Genomic DNA, 10,297 nt, shown 5'->3' with positions numbered 1-10,297 from the left:
GCGTCCAGCGCCTGCGCAACGCTCTCGACAACGGCTTTCTGGCCTCGCCACGCGGCGTGCCACTCTTTCTGATCAGCGGTCAGCTTGCGGCCACTGGGCGGCTTGGCGCCGTCCTTGACCTCCAGAAGGAAGTTGGCACCCCGATACCCCACAACCAGATCAGGGAAGCCCTCCCCTGCGGCGTGGGTGGGCGTGACGGTCGCCCCAGCGCGCCGGAGAGCGGCAACGATTTCGGACTGGTTGGCATCGACCTTGGCGGCGCGGCGGCGAGTCATGCGGCCCTCCCGATGAATTCGATGGGACCGGATCCGCGCTGATCGAACAGATACCAGGCGCAATTGTCCTTGCCGGTCTGGTCGGTGCCTTCGATCCAGCACAGCCGGCCTACTGACACGACCTTGCGGAGAAACGGTAAATAAGGCGCCGCCTGCTGGGTGTGCATCCAATCCGCATCGAACAGCAGCCAGGTCGGGCGCATGGCGGAGAAATGCATGATCATGGCGTGCAGCAGCGCGCGCGACCAAACCGGGTTGGTGATGATATCCGTGACGCCCGTGCTATCCACGTCGGCCGCGGTCGCCGCCAGCGCATCGAGGCGGTAAACGCCTTCGCACTCCGGGTTGATATCGGTCGCAATGACACATTCAGCGCCGAAGGCCTGAAGCCCGCGGACCAGGTCAGCAGCGCCGGCACATGGCTCCCAGAACCGGCAGCCCCAGCGAAGATGAGGGGCAAGTGCAGCCGCAGCGCGCACATCGAAGGTGCGGTACTTGTCCTGCGGCCTGCGCTTGAAGTTACTGCGTTTCCCCATCAGTTCTTCCCCGCGGCACGGCGCATCCGGCGAACGCAGCTGGCTCTGATCTTCTTCCGCTCCTCATAGTCATCTGCGAGGATCAGTTTGCGCCGTTCAATCCGCACGTGGATCTTCGCCAAGTGCGCGATCTGTTCCGCGTCAGCAAACTGGAACCACGGGGCGTCTATCCCGAAGGGCTCGACCAGCGGCGGGCCGCCGTTGTTGCCGATCATGGCGGCAAGGCGTGCAGCCTCACGGTCTTCGGCTGCCTCCTCGGCCTCCTGCTGCTGTTTCAGGCGAAGGAAGAGCGCGTCCAGAGGGTCAGCCTGTACACCAGCTGGTGGTGTACAATGGGGGCCCGCATCATGGGCTTGAAAGGCTGCGGGGCACGTCAAAAGGGTCATTTCCAGCGACCCTCCAGCTCTTGGCGCTTCGCCTCGAAGGCGGCGGCGTGCAGTTCGTCTGACCACTTGCCCTGCTCCTGCATGGTGCCGCGAAGAGCGTGCAGGCAGCAGGCCGTGTTCTGGCGGTGAATGGCGGCGAGAACTGGATCGGAAACTGCCGCGCTCGCGCCCAGATTTTGAAAGGCGAGCGGCTGTCCCTGGGTGTTCGGCCTGGTTGCGGGCGCAAGGCGCACCTGTGCAATGTCCGTCATCGTCTGTCCAAATTCTTTGGGGTCAATCTGGGCCGGTAAAAACAATCACACCCGGCTCTTTAACTACTGCTCGAATGACCACTGCCTCTGTTGGGGGTTCAGTGATGCTGGTGCATGGATCAGGGGGGGACCCAAAGTTTTACGAAAAATTCACACCTTAATCGGTAGTATATCCGCATCGAATTATACCATCAGTTGAGGTAAGGGATTTCGATGGCCGACAATTCGAGCATCTGCGTATCCATCAACGGGAAGGATCACCCGGTTCTTTGCGGCATCTGCGAGGCGCCGGTATCGTTCGTTGGAGCAACGAACGGAAAGACGAGGGATGCGGGATGTACTCAATGCGCGAACGTCGCTGATATCCTGGCAGTACTGGCGATGGCCGCCGAGTACACCAAAGACGAGGAGATGCTGCACCTCAGCCAAATGGCCCAAGGTGTGCCGAAAACTCTTAACGCTATGAGGGTTGATGGCCGGACCACACACGATCAGGTCTACCGCTTCATTGTTGATCTCAAGGCTTGAGATTCCTGAGGAAGGAAGATTGCTCACATTGCTCCCCCTAGCGCTGATCCACTCTCGCGAGAGGCCTTAAGTATGCAGACAACTTTTTGTTGCCGCGCGGAGGGACAACACCTTAGGCTCGACCGGGATTGAATTCGGGGGATTTGAGCATGGGCGGAAAAATTGTGTACTTCGACGGATGCACCACATTCGGCAAAGCTGGTGGAACCATCCAGGTCGAGCTCCAGGCGAACCTGCTTGATCCCCTTCCTGACGGTAGCGTCCAGGTGAACAGCGAAGTGACAGCCCGCCTCAGGTGCAGCAGCGCCGCTGCCATGCAATTGATCGAAGCTCTGCAAAGAGCAGTAGCCATGGCAAACAAAACCACGTCCGAGGCTGCCCCCATCAGGAACTAGCATCACCCGTTCCCTTTATTGCTAAGGACTGCCTCGGCCTGTTCACGGATCCGCCGAAAAGCTGCCTCGGCGTCCCCGGCTTTTTTTGCGACGATGGAATTGTCGTGGGTGCCGATGGCGGCGGCCACGGCCTCGCCGGCCTCCTTGGCAGCGGCGGCAGCAAGGGCCTCGCGCGGCTCCAGCGGTGCCTGCATTTGATCCTGCATCTGCTGCAGAACGGTGATGATGCGCCGGCTGCCGGTGATCGACATCAAGGCAACCACATCGTTCAGTGAGAACTCGCGGGAACCTTTCATCTTGCGGGAGAAGCCGCCGTAATCGACCTCGTGGTCTTCCAGCTCCCTGCCCGCCCAGAACTCGGCAATCTCCCGAGCCGCGCAGTTCTGCTTGCCTGGGAAGTGCTTCGCGACGATCCCGCGCACCAATGTGTGGAGATAGGCCCGTTGGTCAGCCATGCTCGGCAACCTCGTTGTTTTGGATATGGAGAATTGGCGCGCTACACCGGTAGCGTGCAGAGGAAGCGGACATATCACCAGAAGCAGGAGCGCGGGTCATTGGCGGCGCGCCTTCGGCTTTGCGGGCAAAAAGAAATGCTCCGGCTTGAGATTAATCCCGGCGTCGTTCGCAGCCTCAAGAAGGTCCTGCTGGACGTCAGTGGGGATACGGCCACCCGTCCCCCCGCGCGATTTCCCATGTGTCCACCGATGCACTCGGGAGACGTCTCTTTTCGTGAGTTTGGCGACGGCACTAGCTCCACCGCACATTCGGATAACAGTTGCAGCAGGTTCTAACATGCCACATAACTTGCGATATTCGCAATATAATCGCAAGTCAAAAGTTGCGAATTTAGAAATATTATCTGACTTGCGAAAATCGCACTATGTCAGCATGGAAACGATCACCCCAGAATGGCTCCGCGCCCGACTTGATGGCGACCGCGGCAAGAAGGCTGAGCTCGCCGAGGCTCTAGGCATTGGGGCTGACAAGGTTTCAAAGATGATATCCGGGGCCAGGAAGCCCCAGGCAGAGGAAATCCCAAAGATCCTGGCATTCTTCGGGGCGACTTCGGCTAAGGTTGACCCAGAGCTTGCGGAAGTGTGGCAGCAATTAGAGCCCTCGGAACGTCTGTTTTTGCTAAATGCTGCAAAAGCTCAGCTCGCCGCTCGCGATCAGGCTCAGAAAGAACCTGGCGAAGAGCCTTAATAACCTGTTCGTCAGACATACACGTCCCCCGCACCTTCAAATTGACTTCGCCGCAGCAGACTTGCGGCCAACTTTCCCGCCAAAGCGGAACGGGGATGTGAGGGGCGCTGCGAGGTCAGGGACCGAGGCTCATCCTGCACTGTGCAGCACCTCAATAAGAACATAAAGAGAACATTGCAAGCCACAAGATGTAGCACTTACGAAGAGTAAAAACCGTGAAGGCACCGCAGTGCGGGTACTATATGCAGTGGAATCGCCTGCTCACCCTCCAGCCCGACGACATCAGCGGAAGGCCAGCTTTGGACGCGCGAGAAAGGTAGGATGAGCCCTTTGCAGTCATTCGCCATGCTTAGGATTTTCGCAAAAGCAGCATACGTGTAAGACGCCCCTCCCGAGATCCATTACATCCAGTTCCGCCAATCAGCTTGCTGACCGCTGTAGTGGTATTTGCGACAATACAGCTGGAACCTTCGGTTCTGACCCGGAGCACGCACAGGCTGCCTCTACAGGCATCGCCACAACTTTCAGGAAAAACCTGCACACGCTCCGTGTCCTACCATCCGGGTGGAATTGGCAGTGTATTCTGCCTGAAGACGCGGGCATGCGCTGAAGTTGTTTCAGGTTGTTGAAATCTTTCAGGACTTTGGATTTTGCGCTGATCGGGTCAAATGCTACTCGCGTCAAGGTGGAAAATTTGAGGTTTAGATGTCATGAGTCGCAAAATATTCGTCGGAACAAACAGCAATGATCGTTTGCTGCTTGGGGAGGAGAACTATGATATTTCTGCGCTCAACGGCAATAATTCCATTCTGGTTGGCGACGGGGATAACCGGATCGCAGCTGGTGACGGAAACAACCAAGTCGCGATCGGCGACGGCGATAACGACGTTGAGCTAGGGGGCGGCAAGAACCGGGTTACAGCAGGCGACGGCGCGAATTCGGTTTCCACAGGCGAAGGCCATGACACGATTGTGCTCGGCGATGGCGAGAATTTCATCAGAGCCGGCGCTGGCAATAACCGGATAGCCCTCGGGAGCGGCGACAATTTTGTTGAAGCAGGAGAAGGCAACGACAAGATTCAGGTTGGAGAGGGCTTCAATGTGATCCGCGCAGGCGGCGGCCGGAACAGCATTACGGCTGCTGGCGACACTGACATTCATACAGGCGATCAAGACGACAAGATTCAATTGGGCGAAGGTCACCACTTAGTCTCAGCCGGTGGCGGGAAAAACACAATCCAAACCGGCGACGCCACGGTGGATATCACAACCGGGGATGGCGACGACAAAATTTCAGTCGGTGACGGAACCGGTACGATCTCAACCGGGAACGGCAATAACAAAGTTTCGACCGGGGAAGGTTCGTTTCGAATTTCAACCGGAACAGGCAGGGATCAGATAAGGGCCGGCGATGGCGCCGCTACGATTTCCGCTGGGGATGGCGACGACAGAATCTATGCGGGCGATGGCAGTTTCACCATTACTGCTGAAGCGGGACGCAACCAGGTCCAGACCGGGGACGGCCAATTTAACATTACGTTAGGCAGCGGTTCCGACAGGGTTCAAACCGGTCAAGGCGAAGGGCAGATTCACGCAGGTGACGGTGACAACAGGGTGTCGGCCGGAGATGGCAGCTATGTGGTTCTAACTGGCAGCGGCAGAGACCAGATTACCTTGGGAGATGGAGATTACCACGTTACATCGTCCGGCGGAAACAACCGGATCAAAGGCGGCTATGGGTATAACACGATTACCACAGGCGACGGCGCGGACGACATACGGCTTGGAGAAGGTGACGCGGTCATCGATGCCGGAGACGGGAACAACAAGATTTCTACCCGGGGCGGGTTTGCAGATATCACAGCGGGGGTTGGCAACGATGCAATCTCTGTAGGCGATGGCTCCAGCATCATTGCTGCCGGCGCTGGCAAGAACCGCATTACTGCCGGAGACGGGGATTTGACCCTCTCCGCCCTGGGCGGGGACGATTTTATTCGCATGGGCGACGGGCGCAGCGAGATCTCAGCCGGAGATGGCAACAACCGGGTGACAGTTGGTGATGGGCTGCATCAGATCACGGCGGGCGACGGTAACAACCGCATCGGCTCCGGTGACGCGTCTGTGTCTGTCACAGTGGGAGATGGCAACAACCAGATCAAATTGGGGGAAGGGGAAACCAGGATCACCGCCGGGGATGGCAACAACAAAATTTCCTTGGACGAAGGTGTCGGCTATGTCGAAGTGGGCCATGGCAACAACAATATCATGGCAAGAGATGGCGAGTACTCGATCCAGACCGGCAACGGAAACAACAACATTCGCCTGAACGAAGGCGGAGGCTTCAATAACTACATCACAACCGGATCCGGGGCCGACAAAATATCAGTTGGGGATGGTGATAATGAGATTGATAGCGGCGGCGGCAACGACAGCATCCGCACCGGGGACGGCAATGTCCAGGTGCTGGCTGGCGCCGGCAGCGATACAGTGCGAGCCGGTGCTGGCGAAGACTGGGTGATTGGCGGCGCAGGCGATGACCGGCTGGACGGCGGCGCGGGTACCGATTGGGCTGCCTTCCGCGGCGCGGTCCGCGATTACCGCATCGAAGCGCTCAACCGGTCCACAATCCAGGTGACGTCTGCATCAGGTGAAGTGGCAGACATTGGCACCGACCAGCTTCGCAACTTTGAATACCTGTATTTCGAAGGGGACGGCTTCACCTTGGATCTCAGCGACCTGAGCGTCCTGGATAGGCTTTACTCGGTGGACCTTCAGGATGACTCTGTCAGTGCCGGTACCGAGGGGCCGCTGGAAATATCGCTGGCAGATCTGCTGGAAAATGATGCGTCTCTCGGCACGGGTGAAGCCCATTTCAACATTGCGGGCAGCAGCGCGGCAGGGCTTTCAATACAGTTTGATGGATCCACGATCACATACAACGACGCAGACGCCTTGCAGCACCTGGCCGAAGGGGAGGTCTTTACTGATAAATTCACCTATGAAGTGGTGGATGAAGAAGGCAATCATGACACTGCAACCGTCACGGTCACGGTGACGGGCGAAAACGATGGGCCAGAGGCGGAAGATGACCGCCTGGATGGCGGCCCGACCGGGTACGACTCCTATGTGGGCGGCAGCGAGTTTTCACTGATGGGGGACATCGCCAGCTCTGCCAACGAAGGGCAGACCATTGCCCGGGACGATGGCGGGTATGTTGCGGCTTGGCAAACCAATACAGGCAATGGTTATGAGGTGTCCATTCGCATCGTTGATGGCAACGGCAACGAGGTCAAACCGCTGTTCCTGGCGAATTCCGACACCGAGGGAGCTCAATTTCTTACCGACCTGATTGATCTGGAAGACGGCGGCTTTGCAGTCACATGGGTGACCACCAGCAGAAATTATGGCCCGAAAACGCACAGCCACATGCGGACTTTTAATGAGGATGGCTCTCCGCGGACCGATGAGATCACCTTGGTCAACAATGATGGGCATGACGAGGGCTACCTCACATATCATTCTAAATCTATTGGCCTCAGCAACGGCAACATCTTGGTCACTATGCCAGCATCCGTCGATGGCACCGAGGATTGGGGGCTGTGGGGGCAGATCTATTCTCCGCAAGGACGGAAGGTGGGGGACAAAGTGCTCCTCACCGATAACCTCTCAAGCTACGGTCTTCGCGACACCTTGGACATGGCAGCGCAGAAAGATGGCGGTTTTGTTTTGACCTGGAGCCACAGAACAGGACAGTTCGGCTCGACCATTCTTTACGCCAGCACTTTTGACAGCGATGGCACTGCTATGCTGTCTGAAGTCGTAGTTGACACCGATTGGACCGAGAATGCGACACTGCGGGATCCTTCAGTTTCCGTGAACGATGACGGCACATTTGTTGTGACATGGTATGAGGCAAGCGAGGGATTGGGGACTGAAGCCAGCATCCACGGTAAAGTTTTGGGTGCAGACGGCCGAGAATTGTCCGGTGATTTCGAAATTGATCAGCAAGTGATCACCTCTGACCCGAACCGGATTGGAAATGGCGAAGTTACATGGCTGGAAGGGAATCAATTTCTTGCCACCTGGCGGAATCTGGATGACTCCCGGCTTGGCATCTATGCTCAGATTTTCAATTCAGACGGCTCCAAAGCAACCGACCGGTTCCTGGTGAATGAGGAGGAGCATTGGAACCAGACGCAAAGCTACGTCACCTTGTTGGACGATGGCCGGTTCATCATCAGTTGGTGGAGCAACGATGGTGGGCTGTTCCGCAGCAAGGCCCGGATTTTTGAGGGCACCGGAGAAGAAGTGGAATTACCCTATACCAGCGAAGACAGTGCTGCGCTCATCAAGACGTCCGAATTACTGCGGAATGATGAAGATCCAGACGGAGATGAGTTCCTCTTTACCCTGGACAGTACTGTCAGTGAAAACGGTGCCAGCCTGTTCTATGATTCAGACACGGGCCTGATCACCTATGACCCGACTGCTGCTGCTGATATCCAGGCATTGGAACAGGGGGATATTCTCGAGGACACTTTCACCTACACAATCTCTGACGGATCGGGAGGTTTTGATCAGGCCACTGTCACGGTGGTTGTCGGCGGGCTGGACGAAGTTCTCGGTTAACGCATTGACCATCGATCAAACTGGAACCGGTCGAAACCGGGCAGTTTGCCGGAATCGCTGCCGAAAGGCCTGTACTTCTGATTGAATTATTTCTGACCTTTGGGGAACGATTCTCGACCCCAAAGGCCAGAAATTTCAAGAGTTCGAGAGGTTATTTTCGCATCTGCAGCGAATGACGGCTCTGTCCCGCGACCTCGCCTAGACCCCAGCGAAGATCCTGCTCATGACTCCCACCCCCCGGCCCTGCGCCGGGTTTTTCTTTGCGCGTACGCGGCGCTGATGGGGAGTGTGTAGCAGGGGTCGACTCCAGATCTCAAATTTTATTGCGATAATCGCAAATTCTCTCTTGACCATAACTTGCGATTATCGCAAGTTATCTTCAAGCAAAGGGAGAACCGAGATGAACGCACTGACTGAAAAGTTCCGCATCGCAACTGGCCAAGTTGCCGCTCCGGTTTTCACCTGCGGCTGCTGCAAGGATGTGACCGCCTTCGAAGACCACATGGGCGATGACTTCAGCGCCGGCCACACCCGCGCTGTCCGCGCAGCCTTTGGCTTCAACGTCTGCCATGCCTGCGCAGATGACTTCGAGCCGGCCGAGGCTGGCGAATACGTCAACCCGGATGAAGCCTATGACCTCCTGGCAGAGGAGGCGTAAGCAATGCTTGATAGCGCCCCCGCCCTCACCGTTGTCGTCACCCCGTACACCCCGCCCAACCCGGCCTGCATCGACACCCACGCGGCATTCATCGAAAGCGGTTCGCCGATCACGGGTTTCGGAGATTGCCCGTTGGGCGCCCTTACCAATCTGGCTGACGTACTGATTGACCAAGAGAAGCCGGCGGAGATGGTCGCAGCCCTGACCCAGCGCGTTGCACTGGAGGGCGCAGAAGCCCTCTGCCACCTCATCGACTGGTTCTGCGCCTGGGAAGATGCTGACCGCTACATTCCCCTCGCTATCGATCTTCTGGAACCTCTGGATAAGGTCGCTGGGAACATTGTTGCTGAACGCGGCCCGCGTACCGCCGATATTGAAGCCGTCGTTGTCTGCGCTGAGAATTGCACCACTACCATTTGCCATTTTCTGCGTGGACAGAAGGAGCGCTTTGACTTTGGCATTTGACAGAAAGCCAAGCGAAGTCATGGGCACATTGTGCTGTTCGACTTCGGCGGTGAGAGCCATGATCTCGGGCATAAACAGCGCACCGCCGTCAGGACCAAACGGAACTGATCCAATGCCCGGCGTGTTGAGAACGCGGCGTTGTAGCTGGACCAGTTCGTTGTGCGATCGCGGGAGGGGGATGGTTTGTTCATGCGGACCGTGTAACCGTATGGATTCCTTACGTGAATCCTCAGAAGTCAGAGTTCTGCAACAACGCCCCTCACAGGGCATCCGGATTCTGGTGGCAGCGAAACCGGTGGCTCGCCATTGGGCTCAAACCAATGGCGCCCAAGGCTCGCTCCGCAAAGGCCATGACGGCCTGGCTGCGCTCGTGCAGTCAGCGCTAGCGGAAGATCCGTTCACCGGCAGGGTCTTCGTGGTCCGCGCCAAACGGGCGGAGCCCAGCGGCCTCGTCATGGCATACAAGCGCCTTGAGGAGAGCACGTTCACCCGGTCCGCCATCCGTGACGGGGCGATGACCTTAAACCGTGCCCAATTCGAGGCGCTGTTTGCCAGGCTGGACTGGCGGCGGGTGCGGCAGCTCCCCGGCCAGCGGCTTGACAGACACCAGCAGGATAAGCCCCAGGAAACGCCCTGACAGCTAGGCCTTCAGCCTGAAACGCTGGATCTTGCCTGTCTCGGTCTTCGGCAATGCTGCGGTAAATACCACTGAACGCGGATACTTGTAAGGCGCGATTTCCGACTTCACGTGATCCTGCAGCAGCTTGACCAATTCATCCGACCCCGCCTGCTCATCGGCCAGCACTACATGCGCTTGCACGATCTCGCCGCGCGCTTCATCCGGGACGCCAATCACCGCGCATTCCGCCACCGCTTCATGCGCCAGCAGGGCGGCCTCCACTTCAGGGCCCGCAATGTTGTAGCCCGCCGAGACGATCATGTCGTCGTTGCGGGCGGCAAAATGCAGATACC

General features: G+C 57.6%; 12 protein-coding genes and 1 pseudogene. 7 read left to right on the top strand and 6 right to left on the bottom strand.

Going from position 1 to position 10,297, the window contains the following annotated elements; all coding sequences use genetic code 11:
* The 4 genes from A2I95_RS23235 to A2I95_RS23220 all read right to left on the bottom strand — a co-directional run.
* Positions 1-275: hypothetical protein (locus A2I95_RS23235; RefSeq protein WP_291733666.1), on the bottom strand; the 275-nt coding region annotated here is incomplete at its 3' end.
* Positions 272-811 carry a class I SAM-dependent methyltransferase gene (locus A2I95_RS23230; protein WP_291733663.1) on the bottom strand — a complete coding sequence of 180 codons (540 nt, stop codon included), beginning with the start codon at positions 809-811 and terminating at the stop codon, positions 272-274. The genes A2I95_RS23235 and A2I95_RS23230, both read right to left, overlap by 4 nt.
* Positions 811-1,197: a hypothetical protein gene (locus A2I95_RS23225; protein ID WP_291733662.1), complete on the bottom strand. Its 387-nt coding sequence runs from the start codon at positions 1,195-1,197 to the stop codon at positions 811-813. Before A2I95_RS23225 ends, A2I95_RS23230 begins: the two co-directional genes overlap by 1 nt.
* The gene (locus A2I95_RS23220) at positions 1,194-1,448 is read right to left on the bottom strand and encodes a hypothetical protein (RefSeq protein WP_291733659.1); all 255 of its coding nucleotides are present in this window, start codon (positions 1,446-1,448) and stop codon (positions 1,194-1,196) included. Before A2I95_RS23220 ends, A2I95_RS23225 begins: the two co-directional genes overlap by 4 nt.
* Before the next feature lie 213 nt (positions 1,449-1,661).
* Between A2I95_RS23220 and A2I95_RS23215 the strand changes: the two genes are divergently transcribed.
* Positions 1,662-1,976 (top strand): hypothetical protein, encoded by a 315-nt coding sequence (locus A2I95_RS23215; RefSeq protein ID WP_291733657.1) that lies wholly within the window; start codon positions 1,662-1,664, stop codon positions 1,974-1,976.
* Positions 1,977-2,125: 149 nt separating this feature from the next.
* Positions 2,126-2,371 carry a hypothetical protein gene (locus tag A2I95_RS23210; protein ID WP_291733655.1) on the top strand — a complete coding sequence of 82 codons (246 nt, stop codon included), beginning with the start codon at positions 2,126-2,128 and terminating at the stop codon, positions 2,369-2,371.
* A 2-nt stretch (positions 2,372-2,373) separates the two neighbouring features.
* On the opposite strand, the gene A2I95_RS23205 is transcribed toward A2I95_RS23210, so the two are convergent.
* Positions 2,374-2,826 carry a hypothetical protein gene (locus A2I95_RS23205; protein ID WP_291733654.1) on the bottom strand — a complete coding sequence of 151 codons (453 nt, stop codon included), beginning with the start codon at positions 2,824-2,826 and terminating at the stop codon, positions 2,374-2,376.
* A gap of 337 nt (positions 2,827-3,163) precedes the next feature.
* Here A2I95_RS23205 and A2I95_RS23200 point away from each other — a divergent pair, with 337 nt between their 5' ends.
* From A2I95_RS23200 to tnpB, 5 genes are all read left to right on the top strand, one after another.
* The gene (locus A2I95_RS23200; RefSeq protein WP_291733652.1) at positions 3,164-3,574 is read left to right on the top strand and encodes a helix-turn-helix transcriptional regulator; all 411 of its coding nucleotides are present in this window, start codon (positions 3,164-3,166) and stop codon (positions 3,572-3,574) included.
* 710 nt (positions 3,575-4,284) lie between these two features.
* Positions 4,285-8,202, top strand: coding sequence for a cadherin-like domain-containing protein (locus A2I95_RS23195; protein ID WP_291733651.1), 3,918 nt, complete (start codon positions 4,285-4,287; stop codon positions 8,200-8,202).
* A 400-nt stretch (positions 8,203-8,602) separates the two neighbouring features.
* Entirely contained in the window at positions 8,603-8,860 is a 258-nt protein-coding gene (locus tag A2I95_RS23190; protein ID WP_291733649.1) for a hypothetical protein, read from the top strand.
* A gap of 3 nt (positions 8,861-8,863) precedes the next feature.
* Positions 8,864-9,325, top strand: a complete 462-nt coding sequence (locus tag A2I95_RS23185) for a hypothetical protein (protein ID WP_291733647.1) — start codon at positions 8,864-8,866, stop codon at positions 9,323-9,325.
* 208 nt (positions 9,326-9,533) lie between these two features.
* Positions 9,534-9,962, top strand: coding sequence for an IS66 family insertion sequence element accessory protein TnpB (gene tnpB, locus A2I95_RS23180; protein WP_169730824.1), 429 nt, complete (start codon positions 9,534-9,536; stop codon positions 9,960-9,962).
* A gap of 3 nt (positions 9,963-9,965) precedes the next feature.
* Here tnpB and A2I95_RS23175 read toward each other — a convergent pair.
* A pseudogene (locus tag A2I95_RS23175) lies at positions 9,966-10,297 on the bottom strand (2-aminobenzoate-CoA ligase); the annotation flags it as partial.

It is taken from the genome of Leisingera sp. F5 (assembly GCF_001593695.1).
This window is presented reverse-complemented; position numbering and strand designations above follow the sequence as displayed.

Bases quoted from the DNA above. Each gene is read 5' to 3' on its own strand.
- A2I95_RS23230 (WP_291733663.1), bottom strand. From the start codon at position 811: ATGGGGAAACGCAGTAACTTCAAGCGCAGGCCGCAGGACAAGTACCGC.
- A2I95_RS23225 (WP_291733662.1), bottom strand. From the start codon at position 1,197: ATGACCCTTTTGACGTGCCCCGCAGCCTTTCAAGCCCATGATGCGGGC.
- A2I95_RS23220 (WP_291733659.1), bottom strand. From the start codon at position 1,448: ATGACGGACATTGCACAGGTGCGCCTTGCGCCCGCAACCAGGCCGAAC.
- A2I95_RS23215 (WP_291733657.1), top strand. From the start codon at position 1,662: ATGGCCGACAATTCGAGCATCTGCGTATCCATCAACGGGAAGGATCAC.
- A2I95_RS23210 (WP_291733655.1), top strand. From the start codon at position 2,126: ATGGGCGGAAAAATTGTGTACTTCGACGGATGCACCACATTCGGCAAA.
- A2I95_RS23205 (WP_291733654.1), bottom strand. From the start codon at position 2,826: ATGGCTGACCAACGGGCCTATCTCCACACATTGGTGCGCGGGATCGTC.
- A2I95_RS23200 (WP_291733652.1), top strand. From the start codon at position 3,164: ATGCCACATAACTTGCGATATTCGCAATATAATCGCAAGTCAAAAGTT.
- A2I95_RS23195 (WP_291733651.1), top strand. From the start codon at position 4,285: ATGAGTCGCAAAATATTCGTCGGAACAAACAGCAATGATCGTTTGCTG.
- A2I95_RS23190 (WP_291733649.1), top strand. From the start codon at position 8,603: ATGAACGCACTGACTGAAAAGTTCCGCATCGCAACTGGCCAAGTTGCC.
- A2I95_RS23185 (WP_291733647.1), top strand. From the start codon at position 8,864: ATGCTTGATAGCGCCCCCGCCCTCACCGTTGTCGTCACCCCGTACACC.
- tnpB (WP_169730824.1), top strand. From the start codon at position 9,534: ATGGATTCCTTACGTGAATCCTCAGAAGTCAGAGTTCTGCAACAACGC.